This window comes from Streptomyces sp. NPDC059373 (genome assembly GCF_042751495.1).
In the GTDB taxonomy this organism is placed as follows: domain Bacteria; phylum Actinomycetota; class Actinomycetes; order Streptomycetales; family Streptomycetaceae; genus Actinacidiphila.
On record NZ_JBHYXC010000008.1, the window covers coordinates 84,268 to 103,275 of the forward strand.

The window sequence follows — 19,008 nt, forward strand, 5'->3', positions numbered from 1 at the left end:
TATGAACTTCTGGGTGCGGCGATGGGAATCCTAATCCCCGGCACCGACAGTCCGGGCACCTCCGCGTCGGGCAGACCCCGGCCGTCTCCCGGCACATCACCGACCCGGCGGCGCGGGCCGGTGGGCTTCGCCCACTGCTGCGGTTCCCGGGTCTGTGAGTCAGCCCTTGGCGCGCGCGATGGGGGCCGTGACGGCTCCCGTCAGCGCGACCAGGTCCTGCGGCGCCAGCTCCACCTCGAGGCCGCGCCGGCCCGCCGACACGAACACCGTGTCGTGGTCCAGCGCCGTGGCGTCGACCACCGTACGCAGCCGCTTGCGCTGCCCGAGCGGTGAGATGCCGCCCAGGACGTAGCCCGTCGTGCGCTCGGCGGCGGCCGGGTCGGCCATGGCGGCCCGCTTGCCGCCGGCGGCGGAGGCCAGGGCCTTGAGGTCCAGCGAGCCGGCGACCGGCACGACCGCGACGGTGAGGGAGCCGTCGACGTCGGCGACCAGGGTCTTGAAGACCCGCTCCGGAGAGGTGCCGAGGGCCTGGGCGGCCTCCTCGCCGTAGCTGAGGGCGGCGGCCGGGTCGTGGTCGTAGGCGTGGACCGTGAAGGGCGCTCCCGCCCGTTCCAGGGCCACGGTGGCGGGTGTGCCGCCGGAGGTCTTGGTCTTCTTGGCCATGGGATGCGAGCTCCGTCATCGTCATCTGGGGCAGGATCGCTGGCCCGAGGCCGGGCGACCGGCCGGCTGCCGCGACAACCCCCCGGCGGCGTGCAGGAGGTCAGTTGGGGCTGGGGGCCTGCCGGGTGAGCTCGACGGCGGGCAGCGTGCGGAGCTTACCGATGACGGCGGCCTCGCGGCGCAGCAGCCGCAGCTCCTCGCGCAGCCGGGTGGCGGTGTCGGGCGCTTCGAGGAGCGCCTGCTTGACCGGGGTCTCCAGCACGGTGGCGGCGGCCACCAGGTAGGACAGCACCGACGGCTCGTCCGGCAGCTCCTGTCCCGAGCCCGAGGTGAGGGTCCGCTCGCGGGCGCCCGCGACCCGCTTCTGGTACGTACGGAAGGCCCGGGCCACCCCCGCGGCCAGCGCGCCCGAGCCTTCGCCGGGCTCCTCGGGCAGGTCCTCGGTCTCGCCGATCAGATACGGGCCGCTCGGGTCCACCGACAGCAGGCGGAAGCGTGTGGTGCCGGTGGAAACCAGCTCGTAGCCGCCGTCCTCGTGCTCGCCGATCGTCGCGGCCTCGGCGACGCATCCCACCTCGAAGAAGGCCTTCGCCGGGTCCGTGCCGAACCCGGCCGCCGCGCCCTCGCCCTCCGAGATGCCCTTGGTGGCGGCCTCCAGCCCGTGGCCGTCACGGATGGCGACGACGCCGAAGCGGCGGGGTGCCTCCTCGGGGAGGGCGATGAGGTCGCGTACGAGGGCGCGGTACCGCTCCTCGAAGACGTTCAGCGGCAGTACGAGGCCGGGGAAGAGCACCGAATTGAGCGGAAAGAGCGGGATGCGAGCGGTCACAGCCAGCAAGCCTATGTGTAAGGCCCGCCCGGTTTGGCCCAGAGGCGGACGCTGGATGCGAGCTGGACGCGTACGCCGGTGCGCATCTCCAGGAATTCGCCCCGGGGTTCGCCGGTGCGCCGCCACGGAAAAGCCGTCGCGTGGACCCCGGTCGCCCGGAACTGGTCCAGGGCCTCGGACCAGCGTTTACGCAGGATCAGCATCTGGATCAGGACGTTGCGCACCTCGGCCGGCTCGCGGTCGCCGGGACTGTGCCAGGCCGACAGCTCCTGGGCGCCGGCGATGGCGGTGTCCACGTAGGAGTCCATGCCCGGTCCGCCGGAGAGCAGGCATTCGTACGCCGCGATCAGCGGCAGGCCCAGCACCAGCGAGCCGGGCAGGACGCTGTCGGCGGCGTCGGCGGCGAAGGCAAGGAACTCCTCCTGGCGGCAGTGCTCGTCCGCGCGCAGGAAGCGCAGGGCGCTGACGTGGCAGCCGAAGTGGTGCGGGGACCGGGCGACCGCCTGCGCCCACAGGCCCTCGAAGTCCTCGCGCTGGGCGCGCAGCCCGCGGGCGCGGGTGATGGCGGTGCGCCAGGGGACGGGATCACCGGTGCTCGCCTCGGCGGCGGCGCGGACCAGGGGGCCGGCCTCGCGCAGCAGGGCGACGCGGTCGGCGGCGGAGGGGGCCCGCCAGGCGTGCCGTACGGCGGCCTCGGCGCGGACGACGGCCACGTCGGGGCTGTCCGGGTCGGCGTCGAGCCACCCCCGCAGCCAGGTGCCGCCCGCGAGGTGGTGCTCGGCGAGCCAGCCGACATGCCGGTCCCGGGTCTCCCACCAGGCGGCGTCGCGGGTCCAGGCCAGCAGCTCGGCGACCGGCTTGAAGTCGCCGTCGCCGAGGTGGGCGGCGGCCGCCGCGAGCCGGTCGTCGGGCGCGTCGAGGAGCACCGCGTCATCGGGCGGCAGATCGGCACCGATGTGCGGGACGTGGCGCAGCATGCGCGACACGGCGACCATGGAGCGGAAAACAGGCATGATGCATTTATTGAACGGCCTTTTGCCGGTCGGATCCCTGTACTTTCGATGAAGATTCGATATCTGTCCGAGACTTGTGCATTCCGGTCAGCCGCGCCTCAGCAGCCGTGAGGCACCAGCCGCCACCGTGGTCGCCAGCACCCACCCCAGCACCACCAGCACCGCCGACGCCCACTGCTCGCCCCCGGCCGGTTTCCAGGCGCTGTCCTGGCCCAGGTCGATGACCGGTAGCAGCAGGTCCAGCGCGTACAGGGCGGCGCTCCAGTGCGGGGCCTCGTCCGCCTTCAGGGGTGGCGGCGGGTGGGCGGCGAAGAAGGTCGCGCCGATCGCCCACAACACCGCCATCCAGAGCGCGGCCCGCCCCGCCCGGTAGCCGTAGCCGACCGTGATGTCCTGGAGGTAGCCCCACAGCTTTCCGGCCAGCGGCAGCGTCTCGCGCCGACTCCGCTGCTTGGCGAGCAGCACCTCACGGGCGTCGGAGTCCTCGCCGCTGGCCCGCAGCGCGGCCGCCAGATGCTCGTACGGCTCCGGGCTGTACTCGGGGGTCGCCGCCGCCAGCCACGCGATGCGCTCACGCAGCGGAAAGGACCCTTCGGGGCTCAGCGAGCCGTACGTGAAGCCGGTCAGGTCGATGCTCGCCGTCTCCGGCCAGCTGGCCTGCGTGTCGGTGAGGTTGCCGACCCGCGCGCCGGCCAGCGAGATTCCCCCGCTCGGCGGCTCGTCCAGGGTCAGCCGCAGCTCGGGGGTCTGGACCCGGCGCAGGGACAGCTGCTGGCTGCCGGTGAGCCGGAAGCGCGCCTGGTTGATGATCACGGCGTTGCCGAAGCGGCCGTCGTCCAGCCGCAGCCCGCCCTCGCAGGTGAAGTGCCGGGTGCGCACTCCGTTCGGCGGGGTGCCGCTGCTCTGGCCCGAGCCCAGATAGCCCGCGCTCAGATACAGGGTGTGCTCGACCTGGACCCGGGCGGCATTGAGCGCGTACCGCCCGTACGGATTGTGCAGCACGCTGCCGCGCAGGCTCAGCCGGCCGCCGATCCGGGCGCTGCGCAGGCTGATCTCACCGGTGGCCTCGATGAGTTCGGCCTCGACGTCCTGGGCGACGTTGAGCCCGTCGGCGGCGATCGCGCGGCCGTGCCGGTCGCGGCGGACGGTGAGCTGGTTGAGCAGTAAGTCGGTGCCGATGTGGGCGTCGGTGAGCCGGATGCCGCCCTCGACGGTGCACTGCGGCAGATGCAGGTCGCCGGTGGTGTGCAGCCGGGCGGCCTCCAGGCGCGGTATGGCGCAGTGCACCATCCGTACGGTCGTGAACTGGCACTCGGACAGCATCACGACCTGCTCGAAACGGCAGTCCCGCAGCTCGACATACGGCACCACATTGCCGCCTGACAGCTGCAGTTCCCCGCTGATCTGGGCGCCCGACAGCTTGACGCACGCGACCCGGCCGGAGATGGCCGGCGGCCCGTCGAGCAGCAGCCTGGCGATGGACTCGGCCCGTACGGTCCGGTCGGGCCCCCAGAAGCGGTCGGCGGCCGGGTCGTCGCGCTCGGGGATACCGGTGCGCAGGTCGTACCACTCGCCGAGGCGGTAGGCCTCCCACAGCCCCTGTTCCACAGGCGTCCAGTCCTGCGGCGGCTGATGCGGCTGCGGAGCGCCGTCCGACGGCTCGGTCACCGGTATCCCCTCCCGTGGCTCACAGGACAACCGAAGTTGCCTTGATCACCTTAGGAGAAGAAGAGCTTCTCCGGGGACTCCACCAGGATGCGGTGCCGGTCCTTCTCGTCGGGCGCCCAGTCCGCCAGCAGGTTCAGCAACTCACCGGTGTCCCGCTGCCCGTTGGGCAGATGCGGCCAGTCGGAGCCCCAGATGAGCCGGTCCGGCCGCGCCGCCACCAGTGCGCGCCCCAGCGGCGCGACGGAGAACAGCGGCTTGTCCTTCGCGATCCGGTAGGGGCCGGGGCGGATCGGCGTGTTCCCAGGTGATGCCCGCAGTGAGTCACAAGCTGGTGTGATAGTTTGTGAGCCGTGACCACTCACGTGAAGCGGGCGTTCAAGTACCGCTTCTATCCGACCGATGCACAGGCAGCCGAGCTGTCGCGCACGTTGGGCTGCGTGCGGAAGGTCTACAACATGGCCCTCGAAGCCCGTACCACCGCGTGGTACCAGCGGCAGGAGAGGGTCAACTACAACGCCACCTCGGCAATGCTCACCGCCTGGAAGAAGACCGGGGAACTCGCCTACCTGTCCGAGGTCTCCTCGGTCCCGTTGCAGCAATGCCTGCGGCACCTGCAAGGCGCGTTCACCAGCTTCTTCGAGGGACGGGCGAAGTACCCGCGGTTCAAGTCGCGGAAGAAGTCGCGGAAGTCGGCGGAGTACACCAGCTCGGCATTCCGCTACCGCGACGGCCAGTTGACGCTGGCCAAAATGCGCGAGCCTCTCGCCGTCGTGTGGTCTCGTCCACTCCCCGAAAACGCGGCACCGTCCACGGTGACCGTGTCCCAGGATGCGGCAGGGCGCTGGTTCGTGTCGCTGCTGTGCGACGACGCGATCGCTCCGGCCCCGGCCACCGACAGCGCGGTCGGCATCGACGCGGGCATCACCTCCCTGGTGACCCTGTCCACCGGAGAGAAGATCACCAACCCGAAGCACGAACGCCGCGACCGGGCGCGCCTGGCGAAGGCGCAGCGGGAGCTGTCCCGTAAGGAGAAGGGATCGGCCAACCGGGAGAAGGCCCGCCGGAAGGTCGCCAAGGTCCACGCGCGGATCGCTGACCGGCGCCGGGACTTCCTGCACAAGCTGACCACTCGACTCGTCCGTGAGAACCAAACGGTCGTGATCGAGGACCTGACCGTCCGCAACATGGTCAAGAACCGGAAGCTCGCCCGCGCGATCTCTGATGCGTCGTGGACCGAGATGCGGACGATGCTGGAGTACAAGGCCGCGTGGTACGGGCGCGACCTGGTGGTGATCGACCGGTGGTTCCCCAGCTCGAAGCTGTGCGGGGCGTGCGGAACGATCCGGGCGAAGCTGCCGCTGAACGTCCGTGAGTGGACGTGCGACTGCGGCGTGACCCATGACCGCGACGTGAACGCGGCGCGCAACATCAAGGCGGCCGGGCTGGCCGTCTCGGCCTGTGGAGACGGTGTAAGACCTCAACGGGAGTTCTCCCGGACGGGGCGGTCGTCGGTGAAGCAGGAAACCCAGCGGGCGACCGCTGGAATCCCCCGCCTTTAGGCGGGGGAGGAAGTCAAGTACCCCATGTGGTCGAAATAAAATAAATATGTGGTCGATCACGAAGGTGTCCTCCAGACCGGCGAGGAACGGCAGCAGGGCCCGCACGACCGTGCCCGGCGCGTAGAACTGGATGTGCCGGCCGCGTGGCCTCGCCCGGGCCGCCCCATGCTGCGGATGTACGCGATCAGGTCATCGAGCGGCCAGGAGGCGCGGGCGAAGAGGTCGAGCCGGATCGTCCGCACGCCCAACTCGTGGTAGCGGTCGAGCTCGGCGGTGAAGTCGTTCGCCCCGATGGCGATGATGTCGACGCCGTCGAGCCGGGCGATCCCGTCCGCGTTGGCGATCCCCGCGGGGGTCTCCAGCAGGATCTTCACGATCGTCGCGTCGTCCAGCGCCGGGTTGAGGACCGGTTTTTTCGAATCGCCCCTGACCAGGCAGTTCAGCCTGTTCGTGGCTCGCTGTACTTCTCGCTGGCCTCGTGGACATGCGCGGCCGCGGCCGCGGCGGCACGGTCCGGGTCCCCGGCGACGATCGCGTCGATGATCGCGTCGTGCTGCGGGGGTCGGAGGTCGGTGCGGCGGCTGATGTTGCTCAGGCTCACCAGGGCGAACCGGGCCCAGATCCGGTCCAGGGTGTCTTCCAGCAGCGGATTGCCCGACAGCTGTGCGAGCAGCAGGTGGAAGTCCAGGTTGGCGGTCCACGCCCCGGTGGTGTTGCCGGCCTCGCCGCGCTCCACCACCTGGTGGGCGGCCTCCTTCAGCTCCTCGACCTGAGAGGGCGCCAGCCGCCCCTCGCGCTGCCGGATGGCGGTGAGCCGGGCCGCCAGCGCGTCGAGGGCGCCGTGCAGCTCCATCGCGTGCAGCATCTCCTCCTGGGAGAGTGAACTGACCACGACGCCCCGGCCGGTGGCGGTGACCAGGCCGTCGCTCTGCAGGCGGCGCAGCGCCTCGCGCACGGGGGTGCGGCTCATGCCCAGTTCGTCGCAGATGGCGACCTCGGCGAGCCGGTCACCGGGCTGGTAGTGCCCGGACATCAGCCGTTCGCGCAGCCGCCGGTAGGCGAGTTCGGCGTTGTTGTGCACGCCGGGACGCTCCGCGGACTTGCTGCCGGAGGTATGCATAATCAATGTATACATTGCATTCGCGGGCTCCGCAACGAACCCGGCAACGAACCCGGCAACGGCCCCGGCAACGGTCCAGCGCTCAAGGCGAAGCGGGCTCCGGCCGCTCCGGCAGAATGCGGCCGGTGACCTCACCGAGGCCGATCCGGGAGCCGGCCGGCCCGGGGGCGGTGCCGGTCAGGGTGACCTCGTCGCCGTCCTCGAGAAAGGTACGCCAGGTCCCGTCGGGCAGTTCGAACGGCTGCGCGCCGGCCGCCGTCAGCTCGATGAGCGAACCGTACTGGTCCTCCCTCGGGCCGCTGACCGTGCCCGAGCCGTACAGGTCGCCGGTGCGGGTGGCGGCGCCGTTCGCCGACAGGTGGGCGAGCATCTGCGCGCCCGTCCAGTACATCGAGGCGTACGGGGGGTTGGAGATCCGGTGGCCGTTGAGGCGCACCTCCAGCGTCAGGTCCAGGCCCTGCTTCCCCGCGTCGGCCAGATACGGCAGCGGCTCCGGGTCGCGCGGCGGCGGCGCCACCCAGGCGTGCGCCAGCGCGTCGAGCGGCACGATCCAGGGGGACACCGACGTGGCGAAGGACTTGCCGAGGAACGGGCCCAGAGGGACGTACTCCCACGCCTGGAGGTCGCGCGCCGACCAGTCGTTCAGCAGGCACACGCCGAACACCCGCTCCGCGAAGTCCGCGACGGCCACCGACTCCCCGAGCGCCGAGCCGGTGCCCACCACGTAGGCGACCTCCGCCTCGATGTCGAGGCGCACCGAGGGACCGAAGACGGGCGCCTGCGCGTCGGCGGGCTTGCGCTGGCCCTTCGGGCGGACGACCGGAGTGCCGGAGACCACCACCGTGCCGGCCCGGCCGTGGTAACCGATCGGCAGATGCTTCCAGTTGGGGGTGAGCGGCGGCGTCCCCGGGCGGAACAGTCGGCCGAGGTTGGTCGCGTGGTGCTCGCTGGCGTAGAAGTCGACATAGTCGGCGACCTCGATCGGCAGCCGGAGGGTCACCTCGTCGAGCCGGTGCAGATGCGGCTCGGTGGCGGCCCGGTGCCGGTCCTGCGTGAGCAGTTCGGTGATCCGGGCGCGCACCTCGCGCCAACGCGCCACGCCCTGTGCCATGAAGGGGTTCAGCGAGTCGTGCGCGAAGACCGGGTCGTCGAGCGCGGCCGCCAGGTCGAGCACGAGGTCGCCCACGCGCACCCCGGCCCGTGGCGCTCCTTCGGCAGGCGAGAACACCCCGTACGGCAGGTTGTCGACGCCGAACAGGGAGTCGGCGGGCAGATCAAGCCACGTCATGGTCGGGCTCTCCTCCGGCGGGAACGGGTGCGGGAACACGTGCGGTCACGGGTGCGTGCAGCAGTCCGAGGTGGACCAGGTCCTCGACCGGCTCCTCGATACTGCACGAGCCGAACGAGGTGAAACGGGTCCGTGCGGCGGCGGCGCCGTCCGGCCCCAGGAAGGCGTAGTCGGCCACCAGCCGGTCCGGGTCCCGCTGCGCCAGCACGGCGGCGACGGCCTCGGGCTCGTCCCCGTCGAGCGCGGCGGCGGTCGCGAGCAGCACATTGAGGAACCCGTGGTGCTCGAAGCCGGTCTCCGGATCACGCCGCCGCACGGCCCGGTGCAGCCCGGCCGTGCACTTGAACGGGGTGCCCTGGCGCACGCAGGCCACGATCGCCCCGGCCAGCTCGCTCTCGTCCGGGAACGCCTCCGCGACGATCCCCCCGGTGCGCAGCTTGGCGTGGTACCGGGTACCCGCGAGCGCCCGCAGCACCTCGTCGCGGCGGGCCGACCTGGGCAGCTCGACGTACCCGCGCACCTCCGCGGGCAGGGCCACGTCGAGGGCGTCGACGAGGACCCGCGAGTCCAGGTCCTCCGGCACCACGACCTCCGCGGCCACCAGCCGCACCCGGCCGCCGCTGGCCAGGGTGGCCGCGGCCGGCCCGTACGTCGCCGGGCCGCCCGGCAGCGTCAGGCTGACGTCGAGCGTGCCGCGCGGCGCGGCGGCCGCCAGTTCCGAGGCCCGCGGCGCCGGGTGGACGAACGCCCCCACCAGCTCGGCGTACCAGGCGGCGCGATGGGCGGCGTGGGCCGGCAGGGCCTTCGGCAGCGGTGCGTCGCCCGGCGGGAAGAGCGCGGCGTCGTCCACCAGCCCCGCCCAGGCTGCCGGGGTGGCCGATGCCGGTCCCGGTCCTGCGTTCATCGTGCGCTCCCCTCGGCCCAGCTCCATGCGTACCCCGCGGCCTCGGACGCGCCCCCGGCCTCGCCGATCCGCAGCGGCCGGAAGGTGTCGACCATCACCGCCAGCTCGTCGAAGAACTCCGTCCCGATGCTGCGCTCGTACGCACCCGGCTGCGGCCCGTGTGCGTGCCCGCCCGGGTGCAGCGAGATCGAACCGGGCCCGATGCCGGAACCCTTGCGCGCCGCGTAGTCCCCGCCGCAGTAGAACATGACCTCGTCGCTGTCCACGTTGGAGTGGTAGTACGGCACGGGGATCGACAGCGGGTGATAGTCCACCTTGCGCGGGACGAAGTTGCAGATCACGAAGTTCTGCCCCTCGAAGACCTGATGTGCCGGCGGCGGCTGGTGGATCCGGCCGGTGATCGGCTCGAAGTCCGCGATGTTGAAGGTGTACGGGTACAGGCAGCCGTCCCAGCCCACCACGTCGAAGGGGTGGTGCGGACAGACGTACCGGGTGCCGCTGATCCCGTCCGGCCCACGGTGCTTGACCAGTACCTCTGCTTCTCCCCGGACGTCCTCGCCCGGCTCCGGCAGCTCCGGGCCGTGCAGGTCCCGCTCGCAGAACGGGGCGTGCTCCAGCAGCTGTCCGTACCGCGACAGATAACGGCGGGCCGGGGTGATGTGGGAGTTGGCCTCGATCACGTACGCCCGCAGCAGCTCGTCGCCGGTGGGCCGCCACTGGTGGGTGGTGGCCCGGGGCAGGATGACGTAGTCGCCCTGCCGTGCCGTGAGGGTGCCGAAGACCGTGCCGATCTCGGCGGACCCCGACTCGATGTACACGCACTCGTCGCCGACCGCGTTGCGGTACAGCGGCGACGGCTGCCCGGCGACGACGTAGGCGATCCGTACGTCCTCGTTGCCCAGCAGCAGCCGTCGCCCGGTGACCACGTCCTGCGCCTTGGCATCCGGTCCGGAGAACAGCTCGTGCGTGCGGAAGTGGCGGGGGACCAGCGGATGGTTGGGGGTCAGCGTCTGGTCGGAGAGCTGCCACGGCTCGGCGGCGGAGATGGCCGAGGGGATGAACCGGTGGTACAGCAGCGAGGAGTCGGAGGAGAAGCCCTCCTCGCCCATCAACTCCTCGTAGTACAGCCCGCCGTCGGGTGCGCGGTGCTGGGTATGGCGCTTGGGCGGGATCCGGCCCGCCTGCCGGTAGTACGCCATGGGACTCCCGATCCGTCGGATCCGTCAGAAGTTGCCGCGCTTGGCCTGCTCGCGCTCGATGGCCTCGAACAGGGCCTGGAAGTTGCCCTTGCCGAAGCCGAGCGAGCCGTGCCGCTCGATCAGCTCGAAGAAGACGGTCGGCCGGTCGCCCAGCGGTTTGGTGAAGATCTGCAGCAGATAGCCGTCCTCGTCGCGGTCGACCAGGATGCCGCGCTTCTGCAGCTCCTCCACGGGCACCCGGACCTTGCCGATGCGGGCCCGCAGCTCGGGGTCCTCGTAGTACGAGTCGGGGGTGGCCAGGAACTGCACGCCCTCCTCGACCAGCGCGTCGACGGAGGCGATGATGTCGTTCGTGGCCAGGGCGAGGTGCTGGGCGCCAGGGCCCTGGTAGAACTCCAGGAACTCGTCGATCTGCGACTTCTTCTTGCCCGGCGCCGGCTCGTTGAGCGGGAACTTCACCCGGTGGTTGCCGTTGGCGACCACCTTGCTCATCAGGGCCGAGTACTCCGTGGCGATGTCGTCCCCGACGAACTCGGCCATGTTGGTGAATCCCATGACCCGGTTGTAGAAGTCGACCCACTCGTCCATCCTGCCGAGCTCGACGTTCCCCACGACGTGGTCCAGCGCCTGGAAGACACGCCGAGGCGCGCCCGGCCGCTTGGCGTAGGAGGAGGAGCGCGTCACATAGCCGGGCAGGTACGGGCCCTCGTACTGGGAGCGGTCCACCAGCGTGTGCCGGGTGTCGCCGTACGCGGCGATGGCGGCGACGCGGACCGTGCCGTGCTCGTCGGTGATGTCGTGCGGCTCCTCCACGACGGTGGCGCCCTGCGCGCGGGCGTGGGCGATGCAACGGTCCACGTCAGGGACCTCGAGGGCGATGTCGACCACGCCGTCGCCGTGCCGCCGGTGCGCCTGGGTGAGGGGGCTCGCCGGGTCCACCGCACCCTTGAACACGAACCGGATCGCCCCGCTGCGCAGGACGTACGAGACGTGGTCGCGGTTGCCGGTCTCCGGCCCCGAGTAGGCGATGAGCTCCATGCCGAAGGCCGACTGGAAGTAGTGGGCGGTCTGGGTCGCGTTGCCGACAGCCCAGACCACCGCGTCCCACCCGGTGACGGGGAAGGGGTCCGTACCGCTGTCGTAGTCGACCAGACCGACGAGCTGCTGAAGCTGCGGGAGATCCAGTTCGGCCAGTCGCTCCTGGCTGGTGAGGGTGTCCTCGATGGTCATCGTTGCAACCTTCCCTCGTGCTGGGATACCGCTCGGAAGCATGCGGTTATGCAGATAGCTAAGGCGAGACGGGAGAGGGTGTGCAACAGTGAGTTCTTTTGCTGTGCAGCCTGCTCTGTTTGCGCAGCACCGGGCCCTGGATGCTGTACAAGATGTTTAGCCTTTTCGGGTGCGGCGCGCCGTATCAGGGACTGATACTCGGAGCAGGCCGTCAGTGGCTTTCTCTACACTTGGGAGGGTGATCTCCCGAATCGATCTGCGCGGCGATGCCTTCCCCACGGGCGGGATCGACCGCGACCTGCTGCCCCGTGCCGAACTCGACGTCGAGGCCGCGCTTGAGAAGGTGCGCCCGATCTGCGAGGACGTAAAGCATCGTGGCACGGCAGCGCTGATCGACTACGCGGCGAAGTTCGACGGAGTCGTCATCGACCGGGTCCGGGTGCCGGTGGACGCGATCAGGCGCGCCCTGGCCGAGCTGGACCCGAAGGTGCGCGCCGCCCTGGAGGAGTCCATCCGCCGCGCCCGCCTCGTGCACGGCGAGCAGCGCCGCACCGACCACACCACGCAGGTCGTGCCCGGCGGCACCGTCACCGAGCGCTGGGTCCCGGTCGAGCGCGTCGGCCTGTACGTGCCGGGCGGCCGGTCCGTCTACCCGTCGTCCGTGATCATGAACGTGGTGCCCGCGCAGGAGGCCGGCGTCGCCTCCATGGCCGTCGCCTCACCGCCGCAGAAGGAGTTCGGCGGCCTGCCGCACCCCACCATCCTCGCCGCGTGCGCCCTGCTCGGCGTCGACGAGGTGTACGCGGCCGGGGGCGCCCAGGCCATCGCGATGTTCGCCTACGGCACCGAGGACTGCCGCCCGGCGGCCCTGGTGACCGGCCCCGGCAACATCTGGGTGGCCGCCGCGAAGCGCCTGCTCAAGGGCCGGATCGGCATCGACGCCGAGGCCGGGCCGACCGAGATCGCGATCCTCGCCGACGCCACCGCCGACCCTGTGCACGTCGCCGCCGACCTGATCAGCCAGGCCGAGCACGACCCGCTGGCCGCCGCAGTCCTCGTCACCGACTCGCCCGACCTCGCCGAGGCGGTCGAGAAGGAGCTGGAGACCCAGGTCGCGGCCACCAAGCACGTCGAGGACCGGATCGTCCCGGCGCTCGCCGGCCGGCAGTCCGGCATCGTGCTGGTCGACGGCATCGACCAGGGCCTCGCGGTCGTCGACGCCTACGCCGCCGAGCACCTGGAGATCCAGACCGAGAACGCCGCCCTCGTCGCGGCCCGGGTCCGCAACGCCGGCGCGGTCTTCGTCGGCGCCTACGCCCCCGTCTCCCTCGGCGACTACGCGGCCGGGTCCAACCACGTGCTGCCCACCGGCGGCTGCGCCTGCCACTCCTCGGGGCTGTCCGTGCAGTCCTTCCTGCGCGGCATCCACGTCGTGGACTACACCCGCGAGGCGCTGGCCGAGGTCGCCGGGACCGTGGTCACCCTCGCCGACGCCGAAGACCTGCCCGCGCACGGCGCGGCCGTACGAGCACGATTCGATTGGACGGTACCGGGTTCGTGACCGGCATTGACGACCTCCCCATCCGGGACGAGCTGCGTGGCCAGTCCCCGTACGGCGCCCCCCAGCTCGACGTCCCGGTACGCCTGAACACCAACGAGAACCCGTACCCACTGCCCGAGGCCCTGGTCGAGCGCATCACCGAGCGGGTCCGCGAGGCGGCCAGGAACCTCAACCGCTACCCCGACCGGGAGGCGGTCGAGCTGCGCACCGGCCTGGCCGCGTACCTCACCCGCACCGCCGGGCACGAGGTCGGCGTGGCCAACGTCTGGGCCGCCAACGGCTCCAACGAGGTTATCCAGCAGCTGCTGCAGACCTTCGGCGGCCCCGGCCGCACCGCGATCGGCTTCGAGCCCTCGTACTCCATGCACGGGCTGATCTCACGCGGCACCGGCACGCAGTGGCTCTCCGGCCCGCGCAACGAGGACTTCACCATCGACGTCGCGGCGGCCACGGCGGCCATCGCCGAGCACCGCCCGCACGTGGTCTTCATCACCTCCCCCAACAACCCCACCGGCACGGCGGTCGACGCCGACACCGTCCTCGCCCTGTACGAGGCCGCCCAGGCCGCCCGCGCAGGGACTGCCGGGGCCCTCGTCGTCGTGGACGAGGCGTACGGCGAATTCAGCCACCGGCCGTCGCTGCTGCCGCTCATCCAGGGCCGCCCCAACATGGTGGTCAGCCGCACCATGTCCAAGGCCTTCGGCGCGGCCGGGCTCCGCCTCGGCTACCTCGCCGCCGACCCCGCGGTCGTGGACGCCGTGCAGCTCGTACGCCTGCCGTACCACCTGTCCGCCGTCACCCAGGCCACCGCCCTCGCCGCGCTGGAGCACACCGATACGCTGCTGGGGTACGTCGAACAGCTGAAGGCCGAGCGGGACCGCCTGGTCGACGAGCTGCGCGCGATCGGCTACGAGGTCACCGACTCGGACGCCAACTTCGTCCAGTTCGGCCGCTTCGAGGACAGCCACCAGACCTGGCAGGCGATCCTCGACCACGGTGTCCTGGTCCGCGACAACGGCGTACCGGGCTGGCTGCGGGTCACCGCGGGCACCCCGGCCGAGAACGACGCGTTCCTGGAAGCGGCGCGTGACCTCAAGAAGGAGAGCTGAGCACATGTCCCGCGTAGGCCGCGTGGAACGCACCACCAAGGAAACCTCGGTCCTGGTCGAGATCGATCTCGACGGCACCGGCCGGACCGACATCTCGACCGGCGTCGGTTTCTACGACCACATGCTCGACCAGCTCGGCCGCCACGGCCTCTTCGACCTCACCGTCAAGACCGAGGGCGACCTGCACATCGACTCCCACCACACCATCGAGGACTCCGCCCTCGCACTGGGCGCCGCCTTCAAGCAGGCCCTCGGTGACAAGGTGGGGATCTACCGCTTCGGCAACTGCACGGTCCCGCTGGACGAGTCCCTCGCCCAGGTCACCGTCGATCTGTCCGGCCGCCCCTACCTCGTGCACACCGAGCCCGAGAAGATGGCGCCGATGATCGGCGAGTACGACACGACGATGACCCGGCACATCCTGGAGTCCTTCGTCGCCCAGGCCCAGATCGCGCTGCACGTCCACGTCCCGTACGGGCGCAATGCCCACCACATCGTGGAGTGCCAGTTCAAGGCCCTGGCCCGGGCGCTTCGGTACGCCTCCGAGCGCGACCCGCGCGCGGCCGGCATCCTCCCCTCGACGAAGGGCGCCCTCTGATGAGCACGGCCGCAGCCGTCTACATCTTCCTCGGCATCTTCCTGGCCAGCGGGGTCTACTCCTTCTGGAAGCAGAAGCTGCCCAAGAGCGTCATCCTTCTGCTGGGCCTCAGTGCCGTCGCGTCGCTGACCGTCGGGTTCCTGAGCCTTTAGGGAGGCCGTCTTGAGCACGTCCGCCAAGAACGTCGTCGTCCTCGACTACGGCTTCGGCAACGTCCGCTCCGCCGAGCGCGCCCTCGCCCGCGCCGGGGCCGACGTCGAGATCACCGCCGACTTCGACAAGGCCATGAACGCCGACGGGCTCCTCGTCCCCGGCGTCGGCGCCTTCGCCGCCTGCATGGCCGGGCTGAAGTCCGTACGCGGTGAGTGGATCATCGGCCGCCGGCTCGCCGGGGGCCGCCCGGTCATGGGCATCTGCGTCGGCATGCAGATCCTCTTCGCCCGGGGCGTCGAGCACGGCGTCGAGACCGAGGGCTGCGACGAGTGGCCCGGCACGGTCGAGCCGCTGCGCGCCCCCGTCGTCCCGCACATGGGCTGGAACACGGTCAAGGCGCCCGAGGACACGAAGCTCTTCACCGGGCTGGACCCCGACGAGCGCTACTACTTCGTGCACTCCTACGCCGTACGGCAATGGGAGCTGGAAGTCGGCAACGCCCACATCCGCGCCCCCAAGGTCACCTGGGCCACCCACGGCGAGCCCTTCGTCGCCGCCGTGGAGAACGGCCCGCTGTGGGCCACCCAGTTCCACCCCGAGAAGTCCGGCGACGCCGGCGCGCAGCTGCTGACCAACTGGCTCGACACGCTATGACCTGCGGCGCCGACCGGTTGTCGTCTTCCGTCCCGTCCGGCGGAGGCCGACCGCGGGGCGCGCTGCCGGCCGGCCAGCACCCGATCCTCACCTAAGGCCAGGTTCCCTTTCCATGAGTACGCACCGCCTCGAACTCCTTCCCGCCGTCGACGTCCGCGACGGCCAGGCCGTCCGCCTCGTCCACGGCGAGTCCGGCTCCGAGACGTCCTACGGCGACCCGCTCGCCGCCGCCCTCGCCTGGCAGCAGTCCGGTGCGGAATGGCTGCACCTGGTCGACCTCGACGCCGCCTTCGGCACCGGCGACAACCGGGCGCAGATCGCCGAGGTCGCCCGCACCATGGACATCAAGGTCGAGCTGTCCGGCGGCATCCGCGACGACGACACGCTGGCCGCCGCCCTCGCCACCGGCTGCACCCGGGTCAACCTCGGCACCGCCGCCCTGGAGACCCCCGAATGGGTCGCCAAGGTCATCGCCGAGCACGGCGACCGCATCGCCGTAGGCCTGGACGTACGCGGCACCACCCTGCGCGGCCGGGGCTGGACCCGCGACGGCGGCGACCTGTACGAGACGCTGGCCCGCCTCGACAGCGAGGGCTGCGCCCGTTACGTCGTCACCGACATCGCCAAGGACGGCACCCTCCAGGGCCCCAACCTGGACCTGCTGAAGAACGTCTGCGCGGCCACCGACAAGCCGGTCGTCGCGTCCGGCGGCGTTTCCTCCCTTGACGACCTGCGCGCGATCGCGACTCTTGTCCCGGAAGGTGTCGAAGGCGCCATCGTGGGCAAGGCCCTTTACGCCAAGGCGTTCACCTTGGAAGAGGCGTTGGAGGCCGTATCACGATGACTGACACCCCTGCCGTGCAGCGCGTCCAGAGCGACAGCCACTGGGAAGAGACCATGGGCTTCGCCCGCGCCGTCGCGGCAGGGGACCGGGTCCTTGTCCCCGGCACCATGCCGCTGGTCGGCGGAGAGGTGAGCGGTGAGGGCAGTCCGTACGAGCAGGCCCTGCTGGCCTTCGGCAACGCGCTCGCCGCGCTGGAGAAGTTCGGTCTCGGGCCCGAAAGCGTCATCCGCACCCGCATGTACATCAGCCACGCCCGCGACGCGGAGGATGTCGGCCGCGCGCACAAGGAGCTTTTCGGCGCGGTGCGCCCGGCCGGGAGCATCGTCGTGGTCGCCGGCTTCGTCGACTCGCGCGTGCTTGTCGAAGTCGACGTGGAAGCATTCCGAGGAGCCCCTGAATGACCCTTGCGGTCCGAGTCATCCCCTGCCTCGACGTGGACAACGGCCGCGTCGTGAAGGGCGTCAACTTCCAGAACCTCCGCGATGCCGGTGACCCCGTGGAGATGGCCAAGCTGTACGACGCCGAAGGCGCCGACGAGCTGACCTTCCTGGACATCACGGCCTCCTCCGGCGACCGCGAGACCACGTACGACGTGGTGCGCCGGACGGCCGAGCAGGTCTTCATCCCGCTGACGGTGGGTGGCGGGGTGCGTTCTGCCGACGACGTCGACAAGCTGCTGCGGGCGGGGGCCGACAAGGTCGGTGTCAACACGGCTGCCATCGCCCGGCCCGAGCTCATTCGAGAAATTGCTGAGCGCTTCGGCAGTCAGGTGCTGGTGCTTTCGGTTGATGCCCGGCGGATGGCGGACGGTTCGTTCGAGGTCACCACGCATGGCGGTCGGCGTGGGACTGGTATCGACGCGGTGGAGTGGGCGCACCGGGCGGCGGAGTTGGGTGCCGGTGAGATTCTGCTCAACTCGATGGACGCCGACGGGACGAAGGACGGCTACGACGTGGAGATGATCGCGGCGGTCCGCAAGCACGTCACCGTTCCGGTGATCGCGAGCGGCGGGGCCGGCAAGCTCTCCGATTTCGCCCCGGCGGTTGCTGCGGGTGCGGACGCCGTGCTGGCCGCTTCTGTTTTCCACTTCGGTGACCTGCGCATCGGCGAGGTCAAGGGCGCCCTGCGGGGGGCCGGTCACCCGGTGAGGTGACGGTCCGGGGCCTCCGGGGCTGGGGGTCCTGGACCGACATATTTACGTGCGTGACGGGTCCGTCCGTTGCCTTGCCCGGCATGCCGCACACAAATATGCGGAGCGTCCAGAACCCCCACCCCTCCGACCCCGGCCCTCCCCGCCGTCGTTGCCTACCGGGTGGGTGGGTGGGTGGCTGCGACCCTGGTTCTCCTACCGTTCACTTCTGCTCCCCCCCCGGGTTGGGGGTAGGCCGTCCGCGTGAGGCGGATCGGGCTGGCCCAACCCGGCCACCGGCCGTTGGCCGCCCACGAGACCGCAACCAGGGACTCGTCCGAGGCGCAGGCGCAGGCGCTCAGCCCTGGCCCAGGGCCTTGGCGATGAGGTCGTGGACCAGGAACTCGGCGGGACTCCGGTTCTCCAGGAGGCGGGGGAGGTCGGCGGGGCCGAACCAGTCGTACGTGGAGTGCTTGGCCCATTCCAGGCGGGGGTTGGCGAGGTCGCCGTCGACCTCGATGACGTAGTCGGCCTCGTGGCGGAGGCCGAGGCCGTCGTCGCCGGTCCAGGTGGAGGTGCCGAGGGAGCGCATGATGCGGCGGACCCGCCAGCCGGTTTCCTCCTCGACCTCGCGGAGGAGGGCTTCGAGCAGGGTCTCGCCGGGGTCGACGTGGCCGCCCACGATGTCCCAGCAGTCCGGGAAGAGCCGGCGGTCGGGGCTGCGTTTCTGGGCGAAGGCCTTGCCGGTGGAGTTGAGGATGACCGCGCCTACGGTCCAGGTCTCGTTGGGGGAGGGGAAGCGACGGGTCCCTATGAGGACGGCCAGTTCGGGGGCCAGGGGGAGTTCGACGCTGTGCAGGGCGGGGTGGGTGAGCCAGTGCAGGCGGGCCTCGTCGGGGCGGCCGTCGTGCAGCGGGGGCCAGGTGTGGGACGGGGTGAAGTCGTCGACGACCAGGACGCCGCCGGGGCGCAGGAGCCGTTCGGGGTCGGCGGGGAGGCCGTCGCCCTTGCCCTGGCCGCCGCCGTCGAGGATCAGGAGGTCGTACGGGGCGTGGGCGGCGATTGCTGTCCAGTCGCCGCGTGTGACGGTCACGTCGTCGCGGGACGCGAAGACCTCGGCGGCCGCCGTCGCTCGTAGGGGGTCTCGTTCCACGCTCACCGCGGCCGCGCCCGGACGCATGCCCGAGGCCAGCCAGGCTAGGCCGACGCCGCAGCCGGTGCCGGTCTCGCCGATGCGGGTGGCGCCGGCGGCCAGGACCTGGAGGAGGCGGCCGTGCTCGGGGCGGCAGGAGTAGTCGAAGCCGAGCCGTTGGGCTGCTTTGACGGCGTCGGCGACGAGCGGGGGGAGGGCGCCGGAGGCGGTGGTGTGGGCGCGGGTTCCGTCGAGTGACATGGCGTCAATCCTCTCGCGCTGGTGTTGTGTTCGTCGCGGATAGCCTGAAGGGGAAGTTGCGCAAAATGTATTGCGCAATTTTTGTTGCACATTT

Annotated in this window: 21 protein-coding genes and 1 pseudogene; 9 read left to right on the top strand and 13 right to left on the bottom strand. The window is 71.0% G+C overall.

Annotated features, from left to right (window positions below; genetic code table 11):
• Positions 1-159: 159 nt before the first annotated feature.
• The 5 genes from ybaK to ACFXJ5_RS15115 form a co-directional block, all read right to left on the bottom strand.
• Positions 160-663 (bottom strand): Cys-tRNA(Pro) deacylase, encoded by a 504-nt coding sequence (ybaK, locus tag ACFXJ5_RS15095; protein WP_384630810.1) that lies wholly within the window; start codon positions 661-663, stop codon positions 160-162.
• Positions 664-763: 100 nt separating this feature from the next.
• Complete coding sequence (locus ACFXJ5_RS15100) at positions 764-1,492, bottom strand: LON peptidase substrate-binding domain-containing protein (protein WP_384630811.1); 729 nt, start codon at positions 1,490-1,492, stop codon at positions 764-766.
• Between the two features lie 11 nt (positions 1,493-1,503).
• Positions 1,504-2,505, bottom strand: coding sequence for a hypothetical protein (locus tag ACFXJ5_RS15105; RefSeq protein ID WP_384630812.1), 1,002 nt, complete (start codon positions 2,503-2,505; stop codon positions 1,504-1,506).
• A gap of 87 nt (positions 2,506-2,592) precedes the next feature.
• Positions 2,593-4,173: an oxidoreductase gene (locus ACFXJ5_RS15110; protein ID WP_384630813.1), complete on the bottom strand. Its 1,581-nt coding sequence runs from the start codon at positions 4,171-4,173 to the stop codon at positions 2,593-2,595.
• Positions 4,174-4,223: 50 nt separating this feature from the next.
• Positions 4,224-4,535 carry an amidohydrolase family protein gene (locus tag ACFXJ5_RS15115; RefSeq protein WP_384630814.1) on the bottom strand — a complete coding sequence of 104 codons (312 nt, stop codon included), beginning with the start codon at positions 4,533-4,535 and terminating at the stop codon, positions 4,224-4,226.
• Here ACFXJ5_RS15115 and ACFXJ5_RS15120 point away from each other — a divergent pair.
• Entirely contained in the window at positions 4,524-5,732 is a 1,209-nt protein-coding gene (locus tag ACFXJ5_RS15120) for an RNA-guided endonuclease InsQ/TnpB family protein (RefSeq protein WP_384630815.1), read from the top strand. The genes ACFXJ5_RS15115 and ACFXJ5_RS15120 overlap by 12 nt on opposite strands.
• Before the next feature lie 56 nt (positions 5,733-5,788).
• Here the strand turns inward: ACFXJ5_RS15120 and ACFXJ5_RS15125 are convergent, their stop codons facing one another.
• The 6 genes from ACFXJ5_RS15125 to hppD form a co-directional block, all read right to left on the bottom strand.
• Positions 5,789-6,106, bottom strand: a complete 318-nt coding sequence (locus ACFXJ5_RS15125; protein ID WP_384630816.1) for an aldolase/citrate lyase family protein — start codon at positions 6,104-6,106, stop codon at positions 5,789-5,791.
• Between the two features lie 65 nt (positions 6,107-6,171).
• Positions 6,172-6,852 (bottom strand): GntR family transcriptional regulator, encoded by a 681-nt coding sequence (locus ACFXJ5_RS15130; protein WP_384630817.1) that lies wholly within the window; start codon positions 6,850-6,852, stop codon positions 6,172-6,174.
• An 82-nt stretch (positions 6,853-6,934) separates the two neighbouring features.
• The gene (gene fahA, locus ACFXJ5_RS15135; RefSeq protein WP_384630818.1) at positions 6,935-8,140 is read right to left on the bottom strand and encodes a fumarylacetoacetase; all 1,206 of its coding nucleotides are present in this window, start codon (positions 8,138-8,140) and stop codon (positions 6,935-6,937) included.
• Complete coding sequence (locus tag ACFXJ5_RS15140) at positions 8,127-9,044, bottom strand: hypothetical protein (protein ID WP_384630819.1); 918 nt, start codon at positions 9,042-9,044, stop codon at positions 8,127-8,129. Before ACFXJ5_RS15140 ends, fahA begins: the two co-directional genes overlap by 14 nt.
• Positions 9,041-10,243 carry a homogentisate 1,2-dioxygenase gene (locus ACFXJ5_RS15145; RefSeq protein ID WP_384630820.1) on the bottom strand — a complete coding sequence of 401 codons (1,203 nt, stop codon included), beginning with the start codon at positions 10,241-10,243 and terminating at the stop codon, positions 9,041-9,043. Before ACFXJ5_RS15145 ends, ACFXJ5_RS15140 begins: the two co-directional genes overlap by 4 nt.
• A gap of 24 nt (positions 10,244-10,267) precedes the next feature.
• Positions 10,268-11,473 carry a 4-hydroxyphenylpyruvate dioxygenase gene (hppD, locus tag ACFXJ5_RS15150; RefSeq protein WP_384630821.1) on the bottom strand — a complete coding sequence of 402 codons (1,206 nt, stop codon included), beginning with the start codon at positions 11,471-11,473 and terminating at the stop codon, positions 10,268-10,270.
• A 238-nt stretch (positions 11,474-11,711) separates the two neighbouring features.
• Here hppD and hisD point away from each other — a divergent pair, with 238 nt between their 5' ends.
• From hisD to hisF, 8 genes are all read left to right on the top strand, one after another.
• Positions 11,712-13,034: a histidinol dehydrogenase gene (hisD, locus tag ACFXJ5_RS15155; RefSeq protein ID WP_384630822.1), complete on the top strand. Its 1,323-nt coding sequence runs from the start codon at positions 11,712-11,714 to the stop codon at positions 13,032-13,034.
• Complete coding sequence (locus tag ACFXJ5_RS15160; protein ID WP_384630823.1) at positions 13,031-14,143, top strand: histidinol-phosphate transaminase; 1,113 nt, start codon at positions 13,031-13,033, stop codon at positions 14,141-14,143. The genes hisD and ACFXJ5_RS15160 overlap by 4 nt, the downstream gene beginning before the upstream one ends.
• A 4-nt stretch (positions 14,144-14,147) precedes the next feature.
• On the top strand, positions 14,148-14,741 hold the full coding sequence (gene hisB, locus ACFXJ5_RS15165; protein ID WP_384630824.1) for an imidazoleglycerol-phosphate dehydratase HisB: 594 nt from the start codon (positions 14,148-14,150) through the stop codon (positions 14,739-14,741).
• A complete protein-coding gene (locus ACFXJ5_RS15170; protein ID WP_384630825.1) occupies positions 14,741-14,893 on the top strand; it encodes a hypothetical protein in 153 nt (50 codons plus the stop codon). The genes hisB and ACFXJ5_RS15170 overlap by 1 nt, the downstream gene beginning before the upstream one ends.
• Before the next feature lie 10 nt (positions 14,894-14,903).
• Positions 14,904-15,548 (top strand): imidazole glycerol phosphate synthase subunit HisH, encoded by a 645-nt coding sequence (gene hisH / locus ACFXJ5_RS15175; protein WP_384630826.1) that lies wholly within the window; start codon positions 14,904-14,906, stop codon positions 15,546-15,548.
• Positions 15,549-15,660: 112 nt separating this feature from the next.
• Complete coding sequence (gene priA / locus ACFXJ5_RS15180; protein WP_384630827.1) at positions 15,661-16,392, top strand: bifunctional 1-(5-phosphoribosyl)-5-((5-phosphoribosylamino)methylideneamino)imidazole-4-carboxamide isomerase/phosphoribosylanthranilate isomerase PriA; 732 nt, start codon at positions 15,661-15,663, stop codon at positions 16,390-16,392.
• A complete protein-coding gene (locus ACFXJ5_RS15185) occupies positions 16,389-16,793 on the top strand; it encodes a Rid family hydrolase (protein WP_384630828.1) in 405 nt (134 codons plus the stop codon). The genes priA and ACFXJ5_RS15185 overlap by 4 nt, the downstream gene beginning before the upstream one ends.
• Positions 16,790-17,545, top strand: coding sequence for an imidazole glycerol phosphate synthase subunit HisF (hisF, locus tag ACFXJ5_RS15190; RefSeq protein WP_384630829.1), 756 nt, complete (start codon positions 16,790-16,792; stop codon positions 17,543-17,545). The genes ACFXJ5_RS15185 and hisF overlap by 4 nt, the downstream gene beginning before the upstream one ends.
• A gap of 334 nt (positions 17,546-17,879) precedes the next feature.
• Here hisF and ACFXJ5_RS15195 read toward each other — a convergent pair whose 3' ends face one another.
• Both ACFXJ5_RS15195 and ACFXJ5_RS15200 read right to left on the bottom strand, forming a co-directional pair.
• Positions 17,880-18,347, bottom strand: a complete 468-nt coding sequence (locus ACFXJ5_RS15195) for an NUDIX hydrolase (RefSeq protein ID WP_384630918.1) — start codon at positions 18,345-18,347, stop codon at positions 17,880-17,882.
• Positions 18,324-18,914: pseudogene (locus tag ACFXJ5_RS15200) on the bottom strand (O-methyltransferase); the annotation flags it as partial. The pseudogene ACFXJ5_RS15200 and the gene ACFXJ5_RS15195, both read right to left, overlap by 24 nt.
• Between the last annotated feature and the right edge of the window lie 94 nt (positions 18,915-19,008).